Source organism: Kribbella capetownensis (genome assembly GCF_004331485.1).
Taxonomy (GTDB): Bacteria; Actinomycetota; Actinomycetes; order Propionibacteriales; family Kribbellaceae; genus Kribbella; species Kribbella capetownensis.
In genome coordinates, this window is record NZ_SJKD01000005.1 from 115,420 (window position 1) to 135,245 (window position 19,826).

Genomic DNA, 19,826 nt, shown 5'->3' on the forward strand with positions numbered 1-19,826 from the left:
CCTGTTAACAGGAAGGCCTGGCGTCCGGCTGGCTGTACGTGAGGTCGGAGGCTGGCCGCAGCGACACCGGCCCGCTGGTGCGCAATTGTCGGAGGTGAGCCCCCGCGTTCTGGGGACTCCGTCTGTCAGCGCGTCAGAGAGGAAGCAGAATGCCAGCCACACCGTTGAGCAGGGTGCTCTACACCGCCGAGGCGACCGTGGAGGGCGGCCGGGCCGGGCATGGTCGGAGTACCGATGGTCATCTGGACGTCGACCTGTCGGTGCCCGCGGACATGGGCGGTCAGGGTGGTGCCGGCACGAATCCGGAGCAGCTGTTCGCGGTGGGCTTCGCGGCCTGCTTCCAGTCGGCGCTGCTGGGCGTCGCGCAGGGTCGCAAGCTTGACGCCGCCGACTCCCAGATCCGGTCCTGGGTCGGGATCGGCCCGACCGGTCACGGCGGCTTCGGCCTGCAGGTGACCTTGGACCTGCACGCACCGAATCTCTCGGCCGCGGACGCCGCGGACCTGATGCTCCGCGCGGACCAGCGGTGCCCGTACTCCAACGCCACCCGCGGCAACATCGAGGTCATCCTCAGCGTCGACGGGGAGCAGATCGAGCAGGCCGCCGCCTGACCGTACGGCGGAACAGGCACCTCCTACGGCGTACAGCCGCAGGAGGTGCCGTCGTGCTGTCCGCGGGTTTCTCCGGATTCCTGCTAGCAGGGGGGAGGGACGGGGGCTGGCCGTGTCGACCCTGAAGGGGTGGACGGCCCAGTCTGGGAGTGTCCCCACAGGTGTCCCGGGAGGTGCGACGGGAGCCGGCCCCGGCCAACCCGTTCCACCCCTCGCCGGAGGGCGGTCTGCCCCCGGACAGTGCCGCGCCGACGGTACGAGGAGGTCGAGCAGTGAACGTGGTCGTCGAATACAACCCGGTAACTGACGGCGCCCCGGTTGTCGTCTGCAGCGAGCGGGCCGGCGAGTGGCTGATGCGGTGCCGGGTCTGCGACTCGGACCGGATCGAGCCCACTCAGCCCGACGCGATCGTGATGAGCGTGGTGCACTACCTCATTGGCGAGTCCAATGGATGCAACGCCTCGAAGCTCGCCGAGCACCGGCGCATCGCGCGCAGTACCCGGTGACGCGGGCACCACTCGCCTGGGGGACCCAGATCGCTTCAAGTCAAGGGATTCCGGGCACATGATCGTCGTCGTTCTCTGCGGAGTGTCACTCGCGCTGCTGTCGGGCGTGACCTGTCTCGTCGTACGTCGGGTCAGGTCCCGGCGGCTCGGCACCATCCCGGACAGCGCTTTGGAACCGATCGGGCCGCCGATCGAGGAGATCGCGGTCAGCCTTCGGCAGTTGCTGCAGCGGCACGACAGGTACGCACGCTCGGACGACCGCGTCCTGCGGCTCCGCCGGATGTCGGAGCTGGAGTTGGTGATCCACCTGCGCGCCGACCAGGCAGCCCGCGCGCTCGAAGTACCTCACCCGGCGCGGCAGATGTACGACGAACGGGACACGGAGCACCTGCGCCTGCTCCTGTTCGCTCTCGTCGCGGCGGGTCTGGTGCTGCCGACCGCGGTCGCGCTGATGGCGCCCGACGGTCGGTTCTGAGGAATCGCCGGGATGGGCTCTGATGGGTGAGGCGGACCACTGCCCTGCCGACGTACTGGTCAGTGGCTTGTACGCCGAGTACGGGCGCAGCGTGCTGCTGTTCGTCGTCCGGCTGACCGGCGACCGGACCGGAGCCGAGGACCTCGTCCAGGAGACGCTGGTCCGGGCCTGGAAGCACGCCGACGACCTGGTCGAGGACAAGGGCTCGGTGCTCGGCTGGCTGCTCACGGTCGCGCGGAACCTCGTCGCCGATCGGGCCCGCGCGCGAGCCCTCCGTCCGCTGGAGCTGAGGGACATCGGTGAGCGCAGCCGCGTCCATGGAGATCACTCCGACTCCGTGGTGAACGCCATGGTGCTCGGCCACGCCCTCCGCCAGGTGTCCGCGGCACATCGCGACGTCGTGGTGGAGCTGTACTACCGCGGCCGATCCGTCACCGAGGCCGCCCGCGAACTCGGCGTACCTCCCGGAACCGTGAAGTCCAGGTCGTACTACGCCCTCCGCGCACTCCGCACGTTGATCAGCGCGTCCGGCCCCTGACTCCGACGACGGCTACGACCAGGCCGATCACGATGATGATCGGCCCAGCGACAGTCCGGAACGTGGTGCCGCTCATCGCGCTGCCGCCGATGACGCCGGCGCCTTGCAGGGTGAAGAGCAGGCCCAGGAGCGCCACCACACCACCCAGGACAACCATCAGTGGCTTCTTCATTGGTGCTTGCTCCCTTGAGGGTCAGTCGGTGTGGACGTAGCGGGTGCCGCGGAAGAGCGAGGCGACGGCGGCGATGAGGGACATGGCGATGGCGGCGCTGAACACGATCACCAGGCCGTGATGGAACGGGGTGGCGATGAGTTGGGGGAAGAACTGCTTGCTGGTCAGGGTGTTCAGGTCGGCGCCCTGGATGGCCGATGCCGGCAGGCCGCCGAGCAGTGTTCCGATCGGGTTGGCGCCGAGGAAGGCGGCGAACAGGCTGCCGACGGGCGGCTGTTGTCCGATGCCGGTTGCGACGGTTGCGGAGACGCCGTGCGCTTCCAGGCCGGAGGTCAGTGCGGCCGGCAACGTTTGCGCGAGGCCGACGATCATCAGGCTGAAGAAGATCCCGATGGACAGCGACGTACCGGAGTTGAAGAACGTACCGCGCATGCCGGACGCGACGCCGCGCCGGTTGGCCGGAACGCTGTTCATGATCGCGGTGGTGTTCGGCGCGGAGAACAGTCCGGAGCCGATGCCGTTGAGCACCAGCAGGCCGCCGAAGGCCCAGTAGTTGAAGTTGGTGGGCAGCATCATCAGACCGAGGAAGCTGACCGCTGCGAGCAGCAGACCGCCAGTTGCGAAGGCACGCGCGCCGTACCGGTCGGAGAGGAAGCCGGACAGCGGTCCGGCGATCAGGAACGCCACGGTCAGCGGAAGCAGGTAGATGCCGGCCCACAGCGGCGTACTGGCGAAGCTGTAGCCGTGCAGCGGCAGCCAGATGCCTTGCAGCCAGATGATGAGCATGAACTGCAGTCCGCCCCGGCTCACCGATGCCAGCAGACCGGCCAGGTTGCCCGCCGTGAACGCTCTGATGCGAAACAGCGAGAGATTGAACATGGGGGCGTCGACCCGTGCCTCCACCACGCAGAAGACGGCCAGCAGGGCGGCGCCGCCGATCAGTCCGGTCAGCACCCACGGGTTCGTCCAGCCCATGTCGTGGCCGCCGTACGGCTGGATGCCGTAGGTGATGCCCGCCAGGATCGCGGTCAGGCCGACGGCGAACAGTGCGTTGCCGACACAGTCGACGCGCGCCCGTGTGCGGACGCTGGTCTCGCGCAGGCTCTTGTACGACCAGACTGTGCCGATCAACCCGAACGGCACGGAGATGAGGAAGACCAGCCGCCAGTCAACCGGTGCGAGCAGACCGCCGATGACCAGCCCCATGAACGACCCGCCGATGGCTGCGACCTGGTTGATGCCCAGCGCGAAACCCCGCCGATCGGATGGGAACGCGTCGGTGAGGATCGCGGTCGAGTTCGCGAACAACATCGCGGCCCCGACGCCTTGAACCAGCCGCCACAGGATCAGCCAGAGTGCGCCGCTGCCTTGGGTGAACGGATCGAACACCAGGGCGATCGACCCGGCCGTGAACACGGCGAAACCGAGGTTGTAGATCTTCACCCGGCCGTAGATGTCGCCGAGCCGGCCCAGGGAGACGACCAGGACCGCGGTGACGAGCAGGAAGCCCATCAGCATCCACAGCAGGTAACTCACGTTCCCCGGCTGGAGCGGATCGAGCTTGATGCCGCGGAAGATGTCCGGCAGCGAGATGATCACGATGGAGGAGTTGATGGTCGCCATCAGCATGCCCACCGTGGTGTTCGAGAGCGCGATCCATTTGTAACGAGGATGATCAGCATCAACAGTGAACCGGGACGACGTACCGACCGGTGCAGAACTCACGTGTACACCCCAAACAATATCGTTAGCTAAACTAACGATACCCGTCGCCCAACTCCATCCCAACCGGCGTCTTGCCGACGCTCCGGGAGTGGTGTAAGCACGATTTGGTGGGGACCACCGTGGAGAGGGCCGGCTTCAGTTCTTTGGCGCTGCGGCTCGCCACCCTGCCCCTGGTCATCTGCGGACCGATCCTGCGCCGTACAGAAGAGGACAAGGTGTCGGTGTGGATCGCGTTCCGGCGTGCGGTCAGCGACATCCAACTGCGGATCTACGACAGTCCGAATCCGGATCCGCAGGCGACGCCGCTCCTGGTCAGCGCACGGACGGAGACCTTCGCGCTCGGCGACAACCTGTTCGTGGCGCTCGTCACGGCGGACCAGGGGACGACGCCCGTGATCCGGCTGTCACCGCAGCAGATCTACGGGTACGACGTGATCCTCGGCAGCGAGGGTGATGTCGGCCTCGGCGACCCGGGCATCCTCAACGCGCCGGGTAACGTCGACGGCGAGATCGGGCGGATCGCGTACGGCACGTACGCACTGCCGTCGTTCGTCATCCCGGCGAGCACCGTCGCTGGGCTGAAACTCGTTCATGGCTCGTGCCGGATGCCGCATGGTGGCAAGACCGACGGGCTCCGTGCTCTGGACTCGATTCTGAACGGACTGCATGCCGATCCGGTCAACCGGCCGCAGCAGTTGTTCCTGACGGGCGACCAGATCTATGCCGACGATGTGGCTGACCCGTTGCTGCACATGCTGATCGACGCCGAGTCGGCGCTGCTCGGCTGGCTCGAGCCACTGCCGGGGAACCCGCCGGCCGACGGGTTGCGGGTAGGCCACCGCTCACAGACGGTCCGCGACGCCGGGTTCACCACGACTGCGGGTAAGAGCCACCTGATCCGGCTCGGCGAGTACTACGCGATGTACCTGATGGTCTGGTCCGACGTGTTGTGGCCGGACGATCCCCCCGGCTTCGCCGAGGTCCACCCCGACCTGCCCACCCACGAGGTGAGGGGCGTCGCGCGGGCCGGCACGATCCGCGTGGAGACGAAGAAGTACGCCGGCTTCAACCGCGAGCGGTCGCGAATCGTCGAGTTCCGGCGCAGCCTCGGGTTCGCCCGCAAGGCCCTGGCGAACATCGCGTCGTACATGGTGTTCGACGACCACGAGGTCACCGACGACTGGTTTCTCGAGGGCGGCTGGTCGCAGCGGGTCATCGCGGCTGAGCCGCTGACCCGGCGCATCGTCCAGAACGGGCTTTCGGCGTTCGGCGTGTTCCAGGCCTGGGGCAACCTGCCGACCGAGTTCGGCGGGCTGCTCCAGCGGCTCGCAACCGTCCACTCAGGCCGCGGTCTGCGCGTGCCGGACTGGGCTGCGGTGGGGGCCGGCGTGCTGCCGGTCGTCGCCACCGACACTGCGGGCCGGATCGAGCTCACCGGCGGTCCGCGCTGGAACTACGTCATCGAGTTCGAGGCGCACCGCCTGATCGCGCTGGACACGCGGACCCGGCGATCATTCGCCAGGGCGAACGGACCACCGTGTCTGGTCGGCGGCGTCGACCTGGCCACCCAGATCCCCTTACCGGGCAGTGTCAAGGAGCTCACCGTGCTGGTGTCCGGTGCTCCCGTGGTCGGTCATCCGCTGCTGGAAGAGGTCGTCCAGCCGATCACGCGTGTGGTGAAGGATCCCGGCTACGCGGACTACGAGTTCTGGACCGGACGACGCGACTGCTTCGAGGCGCTCCTCGACCGGCTCACCCCGCTCCGCCGGGTGCTGATGCTCTCGGGCGACGTGCACTACGGGTTCAGTGTCGCGGTGCACTACTGGAACAAGCGGACCGGCACCACGCTGCCGGCAGTCTTCGTGCAGCTCTGTTCGAGCGCTTTGAGCAATGAGGACGGCAAGACGAACCTGATCGCCAACAAGTTTCTCAAGCCGGACATGAGAGCCGAGTTCGTCGGCTGGAACACGCCAGGACGGCACGTCACCATGGTGCTGGAGGGCGTCCCGGTCGTCATCTGGGTCAGTGGCAAGCCGGCCGTCCACCAACGCATGCTGTCCGGCACACTGCCGGTCGACCAGATCCGGGATCCTGGCGACTGGAGCTACCGGGTGTTGTTCGAACGCGACGGCCGTACCGCCTCGCAGCGGGGCGTCCCCGGATTCGGTTCACTGCCGGTTCAGCCGCAGGAGCGGCTCGGTTACCAGCATCGCTGGCGGCAGAAATGGGAGGCGCACCGGACCGTCGTCGGCAGGGACAACTTCGGCGCGATCTTCATCGAGGACTTCGACGGCACGATGAAGGTGTTCCACGAGCTCTGGTACGCGCCGGAGAATCCGGCGACAAGCCTTCTGCTCCCGTACACGCGGCACGCGATCGAGCTGGACGTCCCGCCAGTGAACGGGGCGCCGAGCTGATGGACGAGAATGCCCAGCGGCTGCTCTTCCGCGAGCTCGCCACCTTCGTCGAACCGCTTGGCGGGCTGGCACAGGATCCCGACGCGCTGGTCGAGTTCCTGTACCGGATCGGCTGGCCCATCGAGGACCTGCTCGGCAACGACACCGCTCGGGTTGTCGAAGCCTTCGCCGGGATCGCCGGGGCCGTCGACACCTTGACCGACCTGGCCGATGACCCGCCGCAGACGGTCCCCGAGCTGCAGGCCGGGCTGGCCGCGGCACGGGCGCTGTTCGGGCTGGTCGACGCACTACCAGCGCTGCTGGGCACCGCCGCGCCGCCGAACGCAGACAGGCTTCCCGGCGACGTCATCGAGGCACTCACGCTGGTGTACCTCGCCCGCCGTACGCCGCGGCTGCATCGACTGCTGGAGTTGCTGACGGTCATCCGCGAGCGAGGCCCGGCCGAGGGCGCGACTGTCCGGGATGCACTGCGCACGATCAAGTACGCGGGCGAGATCCAGCTCGACCGGTTGGGCCGGCTGCTCACCCGTCCCGGTGAGGTGTTCGCCGAGGAGTACTGGCCCGACGGCGTACCGAATCGGGTGCGTGCCGCCGAGGTGGCCGACAGGCTGTTCCCGCGGATCCAGCAGGTGATCGAGCCGCACGAGGTGAACCAGGCCCCGGTGACACGGAGGCTCGGAATGCTGCACGGGCGCGGCATCGGTCCGGAGGACTTGCCGGCCGCCGACGAGCAGCGCCTCGCGGCGATGCTGACGTTCGTCTGGGATCTGCTGGACGGTACGACGTCCGACTTCCGCGAGATCGGACTGTCGGTGGGCATCCTGCCGGCTGACGAGGGTGGTCCGGGTGTGTTCGTCGTACCGACCGGCGCAAGTGACTTCCTGCATCGATTCGGCGACTGGGTCGTCCAGCTGAGCGGATCCGCCGAACTGCCGGGCTTCCGGATCACCGACGACGGGTTGGCCTTCTTCACCGCTGGTGCAGGGATCCCGAACGTCGAGTTGGTGCTCGTGCCCGTACCGGAAGGATCGCGGCGGCTGCTGATCGGTGCGGCCGACGGCACCCGGCTCGAGGTCGGCGAGTTCTTCGTGTCCATCGGGCTGCGGCAGGTCAACGATGACACGGAGCTCCGGGTGATGGTGTCGCTGACCGATGCCGCGTTCGTCGTCGGCCCGGACAGCGCGGACAGCTTCCTACGCAACTTCCTGCCCAGCGGTGACTCGCGGATCGAGTTCAGTACGACGGTCGGCTGGTCGAGTCTCAACGGCTTCGAAGTGGAGGGCAGCGGCGCGCTGGAGACGCGGATTCCGGCGCATGTGCGTCTCGGCCCGGTCACCGGCACCGGAATCGTGCTCGGCCTCACCGCCGGCGACGAAGGTCTCGACGCGAAGATCGGCGCAGATCTCACGGTCGAGGTCGGACCGGTCAGCGTCGTCGTGCAGGACATCGGGCTTCGGCTGAGCGTCGGGTTCCCGCGGAGCGGCGGAAACGCCGGGCCTCTCGAGCTGGCACCTGCCTTCAAACCGCCCAGTGGCGCCGGGCTCGCGATCGACGCCGGTGTGCTGACCGGTGGCGGCTTCCTGTCGTTCGATCCCGAGCGGGGCGAGTACGCCGGTGTTGTCGAACTGGAGTTGGCCGACTTCATCAGCCTGAAGGGGATCGGGCTGATCAGTACCCGGCTTCCCGATGGCTCTGACGGCTTCTCGCTGCTCATCGTGCTGTCCGCCGAGTTCCCCGAGCCGGGTCTGCAGCTCGGGTTCGGGTTCAAGCTGCTCGCGGTCGGCGGCCTGGTCGGCGTCAACCGCACCGTGCGGATGCAGGCGCTGATGGACGGCGTCCGTAGCGGTGCCATCGAGTCGATCATGTTCCCGGAGGATGTCGTCGCGAACGCGCCACGGGTACTGCGCGACCTGCAGGCGTTCTTCCCGGCGCAGCGGGATCGCTTCCTGATCGGGCCGATGGTCAAGCTCGCCTGGGGGAGCCCGGCGCTGATCGTGGCAACCGTCGCGGTCGTCGTCGAGATCCCGGGCAACGTCGCGTTCGCCGGCGTACTCAAGCTGGCTTTGCCTCGCGACGACACGCCGATCCTGCTGTTGCAGGTCAACTTCGCCGGCCTGATCGAGACCGACCAGCGGCGGATGTTCTTCTTCGCCGGCCTGTTCGAGTCGCGGGTACTCCACCTGACGCTGGATGGCGACATGGGGGTGCTGATCTCGTGGGGCGAGGACGCCAACCTGGTGGTGACGGTCGGCGGCTTCCATCCGTCGTACACGCCGCCGCCGTTGCCGTTCCCAGCCCCGCGCCGGATGCATCTCGACATTCTCAGCGAGCGTAACGCCCGGCTCGGCCTGAGCGGGTACTTCGCGGTCACCAGCAACACCGTGCAGTTCGGCGCGGCCGTCGACCTGTACTTCAAGTTCAGCGCCTTCCGGGTCGAAGGTCACGCCGGCTTCGATGCGCTGTTCCAGCTTTCACCGTTCGCGTTCACGGCGGAGGCCAGCGCCTCGGTGTCGTTGAAGGCGTTCGGCGTCGGCTGTTTCAGCATCAGCCTGCGGTTCACGTTGGAGGGGCCAACACCGTGGCGGGCGCACGGGCGCGGTTCGGTGTCGTTGCTGTTCTTCGACATCTCGGCGAACTTCGACATCACCTGGGGCGAGCACCGCGACACCCAACTGCCGCCCGTCCGGGTGCTGCCGATCGTCGCTGCCGAGTTCGCCAAGCCCGCCAACTGGCAGACGCTGGCGCCGCGAAGCAAGCCGCTGGTGAGCCTACGGCAGTTGCCCGGCAGCGAAGAGGACCTTGTACTGCACCCCCTGGGCACGCTGTTCGTGCGGCAACAGGCGGTGCCGCTAGACCTCACGCTCGATCGGATCGGCGCGCAGCAGCCGAGCGACGTCGACCGCGTCACCGTCGAGGTGACCGGCGGCCCGCTCGTCAAGCTCGCCGACGCGACCGAGTCCTTCGCACTCGCGCAGTTCCAGGACATGGACGACGCAGCGAAGCTGTCCCTGCCGGCGTTCCAGCGCGAGCACGCCGGTCTGGAACTGGCACCGGCCGGCGGTGCGCTCACGTCCGTCCACGCCGTACGTCGTACCGCCCGCTACGAGGAGATCGTGATCGACTCCGCACGGCCACGCGTTCGGCGGCGGTTCGCCGTGTTCCAGACCCGGCTGTTCGAGCATTTCCTGCGAGGGGACAGCATCAGCCGCTCCGAGCTGTCGCAGGCGCAGCGGTCGCTGCGGCAGCCGTTCACCGACGCGATCCGGGTGACGGGCGACACCTTCGCGGTGGCCCGTACTCAGGACAACACATTGGCCGCACCAGCGTTCGCGAATGAGACCGCGGCCCGTCAGTATCTCGCGCGCCAGCTCGCCCTCGATCCCGAGCTGACCGGGACACTGCACGTGATTCCGGCTGCCGAGGCGATGCAGTCGTGACCGCATACACGTTCCTGCCCTGGCTACGCCGGGGCATCGCCGGTGGCGTCGATCCTCCGACGACCGACGCGCGGGCCGGCATCACCGTCGACCTGACGGTCACCGGCGAGGCCGTGCGCGACGCGGAGCGCCCAGCGGTGGCTGAGATCCATCGCAGGGTGCAGTTGTACGGCCCGGGCGATGTCGTCGGCATCGACCGGCGCGCGATCGTCCGCGTCGAGCCGCGCGACCGGACCACGAACGCCGAGTCGAACTACCTGCCGTTCGTCGAGTTCTACGACGAGGACTTCCCGTGGCGGTACAGCCCGAGGAACGCCGACGACTTCGGTCGGCTGGCACCGTGGCTCGCGCTCGTGGTGCTGGCCGACGACGAGTTCGTCGACGGCGGGCGGCTGCCGGAGGGACCGCTGCCGTTCATCCTCGTGCCGGACTTCGCCGTACTGCCGCCGCCGGAGCAGCTCGCCCCGTGGGCACACGTGCACGTGAACCGGTCGCTCACCGGCGACGAGGTGACCGACGACGACATGACGGCCGTGCTGCCGCGGCTGCAGGCTGTGCTCGACGAGAATCCCGACCTCGCGTCGTCACGGCTGCTCTGCCCGCGCCGGTTGCAGCCCAACCGGGCGTACCACGCGTTCCTCGTTCCGGCGTACGAATCCGGCCGTCTCGCCGGCCTCGGGCTCGACCCGGAACTGACCCTTTCGACGCTGCACTCCAGTTGGGTGCAGTACGACGGCCGGCCAGTTGCCGATCGGCTCTGCTACTACCACCGCTGGTACTTCCGGACGTCGGGGACAGGCGACTTCGAACAGCTCGTGCGGCTGCTCAGACCGAGAACGGTCGACGCGCGCGTGGGCAATCGCGACCTGGATGTCCAAGCCCCCGGGGCAGAGCTGCCCGGCATCACCGAACTTGGCGGCGTACTGCGGCTCGGCGGCGCGCTCAAGGTGCCGGACACCGCGCTGACCGACGAGCAGCAGGCCGAGGGGCAGCAGTACGAGGACTGGGATCAGCCAGGGCCGCACCCGTTCCAGCAGGCGCTCGCCACATTCATCAACCTGGCCGAGACCTACCAGGACCAGGCGCCGAACGCCGATCCGGTGATCACGCCGCCGCTGTACGGGCGCTGGCACGCACTCACCGGTCGCTTGCGCACCGACGTGGACGACTGGGTGCACGAGCTCAACCTCGACCCTCGGTTCCGCGTCGCGGCGGGCCTCGGCGCTGAGGTGGTCCGCGCCCGGCAGGAGGAGTTCATGCGAGCCGCCTGGGACCAGCTCGGCGAGGTGCTGGAGGCGAACCGGCGGATCCGGGCCGCCCAGCTGGCCCGCGAGGTCGGGTACGTCTTCCACTCTGCGCACCTGACACCGCTGGCGACGACGGCGCCGGGGAGGGCGCTCGCCGTCACCGCGCCACTGCATGCCAGGCTCGTCGACGGCGGTGTCACCGTCGCTCACCGGGTAGCGCAGAGCCGGATCGCCGCCGCGCCGCTGTCGCCGGCCATGCGCCGGGTCACCCGGCCGCGGTCGAAGCTGATGCGTGCGTTGCCGTTCACCGCCGATCGGCCGACGCGCGACCTGGTACCCCGGATCAACCTCGGCGAGGTCGCGGCCGCCTTTCCGCGCACCGCGCCGACCGGCACCGTCACCGTGGAACGGCTCGAGGCGGCGCTGGGCCCCAACCTGGCGTCGACACCGCGCCGGCGGGGGGTCGAGGATCCGGTCAGCACCCTGCCGACGAGCGAGAACTTCCGGATCATGCGGCCGGACGTCATCGAGCAGGGCGAGCCGCCGCGTCCCGGCGCGTTCGACAGCCCCGTGGCGCGGCGATTCAAGACGGGCCTGAGTGACGCGTACGCCGCGTTCATCGAGGCCGACGAAGTGTCGCAGGCCCCGGAACCGGAAGGCGTGCAACTCGCGGCCCTGAACACCGCGACGCTCGCCGCCCTGCACCCGGACCTGACTGTTCCGCGCCGCGTGGTCCACGCCCTCGCCGTCCCGGAGCGCTTCCGGCCGCTGGTCGTGGCGGACTTCAGCGAGGCGATGGCGTATCCGGTGATCGACCTGCCGATGTATCGGCCGTTGGTTGCGCTGTCCGGCGAGTTCTTCCTGCCGAACCTGAACCTGATTCCGCCGGACAGCATCACGCTGCTGGAGACCAACCAGCGATTCACCGAGGCGTACCTCGTCGGCGCGAACCACGAGATGGCGCGCGAACTGTTGTGGCGCGAGTACCCGACTGACCAGCGCGGTACGCCGTTCCGCCAGTTCTGGGACCCGAGTACGACGCTGCCACGCGCGAACGAGACGCCGGACCAGACACGCGAGCGGCTGCGGGACATCCCGTCGATCGACCGCTGGCCGCCAGGTTCTGCCCTCGGAAGCCACGACCACCGCGCGGTCGGCGACGAACTGGTGCTGGTGATTCGCGGCGAACTCCTGAAGCGCTACCCGACGGCTGTCATCTACGCGCACCGGGCCGAGTGGCTGCCGAGCGGCGTACGTCGGCCGGTCGAGCTCCCGGAAGGGGTCGATCCTCCATCCGCGATGGTCCGGCCGCCGTTGTACGAGGCAAAGGTCGATCCCGATGTCTACTTCCTCGGATTCGCGCTGAGCGAGGAGGAAGCCCGCGGCGGCAGGACCCCGGCGGACGACCCCGGCTGGTTCTTCGTCATCAAAGAGCGACCGGGCGAGCCGCGGTTCGGTCTGGACGTACGGCGCACCGGCCCCCTGCAGGTGTGGAACGACCTCGCCTGGCCCGACGTACTGCGCGAGGGATTCGAGCACATCGATTTCGACCGGACGGGGACCCGGACGTTGGTCGCGCCGCCCGTCACGTCGGAGAAGCACACACAGCACCTCGAGGACGTGGCGCTGACCTGGCACGCGCGGATGAACGCCGACGCGGTGGCCTACATCATGTACCAGGCGCCCGTACTGGTCGCCGTACACGCGGGGGAGATGCTGTGTGAGCAACCCGAACCCTGAGCCCCTTGCCGAGCCGCTGAGCGACCAGTTCCCGATCCTGCTCGCGCCGCTGCGGCTGGAGACCAAGTGGACCGCGACCGAACTACTCGTTCGGGCGTTCCCTGACGAGTGGGCGGTCGACGTGTTCGAGCCGCTGCCGACCCGGCAAGAGGTCGATGCCGCGCAGCGCCACCTGATCGCGCGATGGCTGGCCGGACACAACCGCGGCGAGCAGCTCGCCGCGTGGCGGAATCTGGTCGCGAGCACCGGCCCGGGGCGGGCGGCCTGGCTGATGGCGAACTTCCCCGCACACAATCCGGATGACGAACCGCGCAAGATCCGTACCCAGCGCATCCTCGTGGTGGCGAGCGAGGAGCCGTATCCGCAAGCGGACCGCTCGCCTGCGACCACGTTCTGGACGGCGGTCTGGCTGGCCGCGCGTGACTCGGCGGCCGTTGAGGTCGCGCGCGCCGCACTCGTCGCGGCCGTTGGCAGCGCGCGGGCGGAAGCCGTTCAGGCACGACGGCCGGCCGGCCTCGGCGAGCCGGCACCGGAAGTGGCGGACGATGTCATCGTCGCGTTCTTGCGACTCCCGTCGTCCGATGTGGACACGCGACCGGCGTCGTGGAACCAAGCGGGCCGTGCTCGGTTGTTACCCGATCAGCTTGTCCTGCTCGGGTTCCGCGCCGGCGCGAAGGTGGTCGAGCAGTCCGGCGCGGCGCTCCCGGAAAGCCTGGCCGTCACACTGGACCCGTCGCTGCCCGACGACGAGCAGTTGCGCGTCGACGCCGACGGGCAGCTACGCATACCCGATGAGCTGCGCTGGCTGCTCGACTTCGACCGCGCCGTCGAGATCGGTCTCGGCTTCCGCGTCCCGATCACCGATCAGCTCCGCGCCGGACTCGAGCGGCTCGTCGTCGTCGGAGTACGCACCGGATCGACGCCTCAGGACACCCGGCGTCAGCTGGAAGGCCTGTTGCTGAACCACTTCCACAGCTCGACCGGGTTGCGGGTGGTGCCGCAGGGCACGCCGACCAACAACACCAGCGAGGCGTCGTCCGGCGGCGAGGCGCTCGACCCGGCCGTCGAGTCGTTCGACGCGTTCTTCCGTCCGCACCCGAACGTGCCGATCGAGCTGTGGCAGCGCAAGGCCGCCGACCGCTGGCTGGCCGAGCTGCTCGGGCTCGACCGGCGTACATTCTTCCCGGTGCCAGGCTCGGGGACGACCGACCAGTCCGAGGTCCGGGCAATGAACGTCGCGCTGTGGCCGGCCACCTGGGGGTACCACCTGAAGACCACCCTGTGGCCGATCTTCTCCGGTGAGCGGGGGCGCGCGCAGGTCGACGCGATCCGGGACTTCTTCGTCCGCTACGTGAGCGGATGTGGGGCGATCCCGTCGATCCAGATCGGTCGGCAACCGTACGGCATCCTGCCGACAACCGCGTTCTCGCGGCTCGTGTGGCCCGACGAACCGGCCGAGCAAGCGTCGTCCCGGCGCGGCCTGTACCGCCTGCTGGGCATCCTGCGCGACGACTGGGAAGGCTTCGCGGCGCAGGTCGCGAGGGTGGGTTCCGGCGGCGACCCGCACCGAACGCTGCTCGATATCCTCGGCCTGCACCCCGCGTCGGTGGAATTCGATCAGCGCTACCTGCACAGCGTGAACGACTACTACAACCGGCTGTATCTCGGCGGCGTCGGGCCGCTGGTCCTGGCTCGGCTGCGCGAGATCGGGTTCGGGAACGTCGCCGACCTTCTCGCCCGGCTCGGTCACGACGCTCCCTCCGATGTCGGTCTCCGGTTGATCACCGGCCGGCACCACCGTCTCGGCGGGCCGCTGGTCGACGTGGGGCCGCTGTCCGAGACCCAGCCGGTCCGCCCGTCCACCGATGACGGACGCAACTATCTGCGATGGCTCGCCGACGAGGCGCGGGTCTCGTTGGAGCCGATCCGCCGGCAGGACGGCTTCACGAACGACCGGCCGCCCAGGGCGCTGCTGTACCTGTTGTCGCGGCACGCAGTGATGCTCTCGAGCCACGACAGTGCACTGCGGATGCGCACCCGCGCGACCGGGGTGGACCACCTCACGAGTGGCCATCGAGAACAACCGTTCGTCCACGTCACCGAGGACGCAGCGGAGAGCGAGAGCCGGTTCCTCACCTTGTACTCCGCGGCGCCGGAGGTGACCGGGGATCCGGATGCGCTGCTCGTCGACCACCTGCCGACCGTCCTCGGTGCAGACCCGGACATCGCGGAGTTGGGCGAGCAGATCGACGCGATCGAACGCCTCGCGGACGTGCCGACCGCCAACTTGGAACGAGCGCTCGTGCAGCACCTGGACTGCTGCTCGTACCGGCTCGACGCATGGTGGCTGGGCCTGGCCCACGAGCGCCTCGTAGAGCAGCGGTACCGGCCGGACTTCTCCGACTATCGCCGTGGCCTCCACCTGGGGGCGTACGGCGTACTCGAGGATGTGCGCCCGCGTGCCGACGTTCCGCAGGAAGTCGCGCTGACCGGCGAACTGGCCGAGGTGTTCACACCGCCTGGCGCGCCGCCGCTCTTCGCAGCGCCGGACAGCGACGGCTTCCTGCATGCCCCGTCGCTGAACCAGGCTGCGACGGCGGCGATCCTGCGTGCCGGGTACTTGGCCAACGCGTCGACCGAGAACCCTGGCTCGCTGGCCGTGGATCTCAGTTCGGCGCGGGTTCGCATCGCTCGGTCGTTCCTCGAGGGGATCAACAGCGGGCAGTCGCTCGGTGCGCTGCTCGGGTACCAGTTCGAGCGGGGGTTGCACGACCGGTACGGCCTGGCGGTCGGCGTCGACCGGTTCGTCTCAGCGTTGCGTCGCGTCTTCCCGCTGCGTGCCCGGCGACTTCCGTCCGCCACACCGCCGGCCGGCACACCGATCGAGGCGCTGGAAGCACGCAATGTCGTCGACGGGTTGGCGCTCGTTCGGCACGTCACACGGACTGGCGAGCACCGGTTCCCGTTCGGCCGGGAGATCCCGATGGACCCGCCGCCGACCGCCGTACAACTCGCGGCGGTCAACGCCGAGGTCGAACGGCTGCTCCAGATCAACGATGCACTGGCCGATCTCGCCATCGCCGAGGGCGTGCATCAAGTTGTGCTCGGCAACATGGACCGGGCCGCTGCCACGCTCAATGCGTTCGCGAAGGGCGGTGCTACAGGTGGCTCGCTGCCGGAGCCGGCCGTCGTGGAGTCGCCGAACAGCGGGACCGGGGTCACCCACCGGGTCGCGGTGCATCTGCCGGCGGGCCTCGACCCGAACGAATCGCCCGTAGCAGGCATGGCGATGACGCCTCGCGCGCAAGCCGATCCGGGGATCAACGCTTGGCTCGCCGGGTTGCTGCCACCGCCCGGCTCCGTTGGCTGCCTGGTCTCGTGGACAGACCCGGTCACCGGCGCGGCGCGGGAGCGGGTGGTCACTCAGGCCGAGATCGGGCTCCAGCCGATCGATCTCCTCTGGATCGTTCGTCCGGAGGACCCTGCCTCCATGGCCGAGCTCGACGACCGGATCATCGGGCGGCTGCTCAGGTCGGAGGAATTACGGCCGGACGTGGCGTTCAGTCTCCAATACACCGAACGCGTTCCTGGTGGCATCAGCTTCTTCGAGCTGTCCGCGCTCATCGGTCACCTCCGGCAGTTGATCGTGGCGGCCCGCCCGGTTCGGCCGAGCGACCTCGTCCCGCCGGCTGCGGTCGACCCGGTCGATCCTGCCGTTGACGAGGCGATCGACCTCGGGCGTCGCCGGCCCGTCGAGGTACGGCAGCGGGTGCGCGATCTGCAGGGTGCGCTGCAGGCGTACCTCGCCGATGCCGCAGCGGGGGACCTGCCGGTGGATGAGCTGCTGGCGCGGCTGGGAGACCTGCTCGCGGCGGCCGGCGCCATCGGCTTGTCGCGTGGCGGCTGGACGGAGCTGGCCGGACAACGCCGGGCGATCGTCACCGACGTACTGGCGGCCGTGGCTGAGGTTGTTGCGCGGATGAGCGACGCGTTGACTCGTGCGGATGCACGGTTGGCCGAGTACGACGTACTGCCGCCGGAAACCCCTTCGGAGCAACGGTTCCGGCTGCTTGCCAGGATCGAGCGCTTCCTCAACCCGGAGCCGACTGCGCCTCGCCCGGCCACGCCGGAGGAGCTCCGCGCAGCCGTTGTCGCACGGCGGGCGAGGTTTGCCGAAAGGCTGTCCGACGTCGCGGCGGTCGAGTCACTTCCGGTGGCGACACTGTCCGGGCTGGTCGAGGCCGTACGGGAGGTTGGGCCGCTGGCCGGCTTCGACGCGGTTGGGCTGGAACTGGACTCGCACGAGGCGCGCGCGGCGGCGTTCGTCGGCGAGATGGTCGCGCAGGCCACCGCCGTTGAGCTGGAGGTCGCAGAGCGGCTGCGGCTGGCTGACGACGCGCTGACCGCATTCGATGCCGCGAGCAATGGTCCGGGCCGCGTCGCGGCGGCACAGAACGCGATCCACGCGGTGCTCGGCGACGATGCGGTCGCGACGGCTGAGTTCGCCGTACCGGACGCGATGGCAGCCGAGTGGGAGCGGGTCGTCGCGGCCGCGGAAGCCGAGCAACTGACGGGCCACCTCGAGAGGGACTTCCCGATCGACGACTGGCTGCACGGTGTGGCCCGGGTACGGGAGCGGATGCGGCTGTGGGAGCAGGTCACCCTGCTCGGCGGTGCGGTTGGCAGCAGCGAGCCGGGGTTGTTGCCAGCTCAGTTCCCTTATGTTGAAGGTGATCCCTGGCTCGGACTCGAGCTGCCGGCTGATGTCGAACTCGCCGACTCGTACGTGCTGTACACGGCGCACTATCCGGATCGGATCCGCCCGTCCGGCACGGTCTGCGCGATCCTCGTCGACGAATGGACCGAGGTGATCCCGACGCCGACCGAGACCACCGGACTGGCGGTGAACGTGGATCGGCCAGGCACCCAGCCGCCGCAGACGATGCTGCTCGTCACACCGCCGCAGCGGACCGGAACCTGGGTGTGGGACGACATCGTTGCCGCCGTCAACGAGACGTTCGACCTCGCCCGGCTCCGCCTGGTCGAACCGGCACATCTGGAGGACACGCCGTACGTGCACCTGTTGCCGGCCACCGGGATGACGGCCACCCGCCATCCGATCACGATCTCGACCGACCTGGCGGCGAACAACATCCGGAACCAGAATGCCTAGCCCGCGGATCCCGGACATGCGGGCGGCGATCAGGGATCGCTTGTTCCCCAGTGTGACGACGTGGAACCGGGTTGAGGGCCGCCCCCGGACGGCCGAGTTCAGCCGCGCGCTGCGAGCCGACGTGCGCGATCCGCTCTGGCTGCTGGCGCGGCAGTGGCAGCTTGGTGAGTTCCGGGCCGAGGACGCCGGTTCGCCGGTCACTGCGATGTTCCACCTGTCCACTGCGCGACCCACCCGGTTCGTGCCGCGCGACGAACCGCCGTCGGACCTTCCTGCCGATCTGCCACTCGAAGCGGTGGCAGAGCAACGCATGGTGCGGTTCATGATCGGCCGGGACCGGGGCGCATTCGACCTGCGGCTGGCGATGGGCCGCCGCTGGCTCAAGCTGATCGAGGCAGGGCTTCGGCCGCGGTTCATCGAGCTCTATCCGGTCGAGTTGCCCGACCCGCGGGCCGCGCTGGACGCCGCGCGGGTCGCGCACCCACGCGTGTGGGCGACGATTCAGGCGGCGGCCGGGCGGTTGATGGACGGGTTCGAGTTCTATACGCATCTGCGGCGGGACGGCCTGCCGTACGACGGCATCGACGGGCTGACGGATGTGCAGCAGCAAGCGCTCGACGTTGCCGGGCAGCGTTTCGTCGACTGGTTCCAGGATCTGATCGCGCAGCCGCGGAGCGCCGCCCGTGGTGCCTGGGACGCCACGCATCTGGAGCATCGGTTCGCCCTTGGTGCGCCGGGCGATCCGGAACAGGTTCTGACCGCGGACGAATACCCGGGCGGGCGGCTGGACTGGTACTCGTTCTCGGTCGACCCGAACCATCCGCCGACCGGCGCCAGCGACCCCACCGCCCGGGGCGCGGTGACCCGGACCGTCCTGCCCGGTCCCGTCCGGTACCCGGGTATGCCGAACTCGCGGTGGTGGGCGTTCGAGGACGGGCGGACGAACTTCGGCGCCGTACAGGCAGACACGACCGACCTGATCCGGTTGATGCTGCTGGAGTTCGCGTTGGTCTTCAGTGACGACTGGATGCTGTTGCCGTGTGATCTCGATGTCGGTGCACTGGCCGCGGTGGATGGTGTGGCCGTGACCGATGTCTTCGGGCAACGCTTCTGGGTGGAGCCGACGGGAGTAGGGCAGGACTGGCAGCGCTGGGGGATGTACCGGCTGACCGGCGGTGACGTCGGCTTGTTCCTCCCCGATGCCGCGCCGAAGGTTGCTGTCGGGCCGCCGCTGGAAGACATCGTCTTCATTCGCGACGAGAACGCGAACCTGGTCTGGGCCGTCGAGCGGGTGATCCCGCTGGTCACCGGTGATGGCGGCTCCGGCGAGGAGGCGGCCGGCGAGATGCTCGTGTACCTGCGCCGGCAGCACACGCCCCAGCCCGGGCCTTCTCCGGCGGCGCCGATCGCGTATCGTGTGATGACCACGGTGCCGGAGCACTGGATTCCCTTCATCCCGGTGCATGTCCCGGGCGACGCCCGAGAGATCCAATTGCAACGCGCCGCCCTGCCCCGAATCCTCGACGACGGCCCGGGCCGACCGGAGCTGGTCCGCCCGCGGACCACGATCCTGCGCGAAGGCCTGGACCCCGGTACGCCGTACTTCGTCCCGGAGGAGGAAGTGCCACGCGCCGGGACCCGCGTCACGGTCGCCTACAACCGCACCCGCCGCCCCGACGGCCGCCCCATCATCTGGCTCAGCGTTCACCGCGAATCAGGCCGGGGCGAAGCCTCCAGCGGCCTTACCTTCGACCACCTCTCCACCCCCTGACCGCAACGGACGCG

Annotated in this window: 11 protein-coding genes; 9 read left to right on the plus strand and 2 right to left on the minus strand. The window is 69.0% G+C overall.

What is annotated here, in order from left to right:
* The first annotated feature begins 149 nt into the window (after nucleotides 1-149).
* The 4 genes from E0H75_RS22230 to E0H75_RS22245 all read left to right on the plus strand — a co-directional run bounded on the left by E0H75_RS22230 (nucleotide 150) and on the right by E0H75_RS22245 (nucleotide 2,130).
* Complete coding sequence (locus E0H75_RS22230; RefSeq protein ID WP_131515571.1) at nucleotides 150-611, plus strand: organic hydroperoxide resistance protein; 462 nt, start codon at nucleotides 150-152, stop codon at nucleotides 609-611.
* 272 nt (nucleotides 612-883) lie between these two features.
* Nucleotides 884-1,117 carry a hypothetical protein gene (locus tag E0H75_RS22235; RefSeq protein ID WP_131515572.1) on the plus strand — a complete coding sequence of 78 codons (234 nt, stop codon included), beginning with the start codon at nucleotides 884-886 and terminating at the stop codon, nucleotides 1,115-1,117.
* 58 nt (nucleotides 1,118-1,175) lie between these two features.
* The gene (locus E0H75_RS22240) at nucleotides 1,176-1,592 is read left to right on the plus strand and encodes a hypothetical protein (protein WP_131515573.1); all 417 of its coding nucleotides are present in this window, start codon (nucleotides 1,176-1,178) and stop codon (nucleotides 1,590-1,592) included.
* Nucleotides 1,593-1,614: 22 nt separating this feature from the next.
* Nucleotides 1,615-2,130, plus strand: a complete 516-nt coding sequence (locus E0H75_RS22245) for a sigma-70 family RNA polymerase sigma factor (RefSeq protein WP_131515574.1) — start codon at nucleotides 1,615-1,617, stop codon at nucleotides 2,128-2,130.
* Here the strand turns inward: E0H75_RS22245 and E0H75_RS22250 are convergent.
* Complete coding sequence (locus E0H75_RS22250; protein WP_131515575.1) at nucleotides 2,111-2,302, minus strand: hypothetical protein; 192 nt, start codon at nucleotides 2,300-2,302, stop codon at nucleotides 2,111-2,113. The genes E0H75_RS22245 and E0H75_RS22250 overlap by 20 nt on opposite strands.
* A 21-nt stretch (nucleotides 2,303-2,323) precedes the next feature.
* Complete coding sequence (locus tag E0H75_RS22255; RefSeq protein ID WP_238163198.1) at nucleotides 2,324-4,027, minus strand: MFS transporter; 1,704 nt, start codon at nucleotides 4,025-4,027, stop codon at nucleotides 2,324-2,326.
* A 107-nt stretch (nucleotides 4,028-4,134) separates the two neighbouring features.
* Between E0H75_RS22255 and E0H75_RS22260 the strand changes: the two genes are divergently transcribed.
* From E0H75_RS22260 to E0H75_RS22280, 5 genes are read left to right on the plus strand one after another with little or no spacing between them, the layout of a single operon-like run.
* Complete coding sequence (locus E0H75_RS22260; protein WP_131515576.1) at nucleotides 4,135-6,444, plus strand: metallophosphoesterase family protein; 2,310 nt, start codon at nucleotides 4,135-4,137, stop codon at nucleotides 6,442-6,444.
* Entirely contained in the window at nucleotides 6,444-9,881 is a 3,438-nt protein-coding gene (locus E0H75_RS22265; RefSeq protein WP_131515577.1) for a DUF6603 domain-containing protein, read from the plus strand. The genes E0H75_RS22260 and E0H75_RS22265 overlap by 1 nt, the downstream gene beginning before the upstream one ends.
* On the plus strand, nucleotides 9,878-12,868 hold the full coding sequence (locus E0H75_RS22270; protein ID WP_131515578.1) for a hypothetical protein: 2,991 nt from the start codon (nucleotides 9,878-9,880) through the stop codon (nucleotides 12,866-12,868). Before E0H75_RS22265 ends, E0H75_RS22270 begins: the two co-directional genes overlap by 4 nt.
* A complete protein-coding gene (locus tag E0H75_RS22275; RefSeq protein ID WP_131515579.1) occupies nucleotides 12,849-18,041 on the plus strand; it encodes a hypothetical protein in 5,193 nt (1,730 codons plus the stop codon). Before E0H75_RS22270 ends, E0H75_RS22275 begins: the two co-directional genes overlap by 20 nt.
* The gene (locus E0H75_RS22280; RefSeq protein ID WP_131515580.1) at nucleotides 18,034-19,812 is read left to right on the plus strand and encodes a hypothetical protein; all 1,779 of its coding nucleotides are present in this window, start codon (nucleotides 18,034-18,036) and stop codon (nucleotides 19,810-19,812) included. The genes E0H75_RS22275 and E0H75_RS22280 overlap by 8 nt, the downstream gene beginning before the upstream one ends.
* The last annotated feature ends 14 nt before the right edge of the window (nucleotides 19,813-19,826 follow it).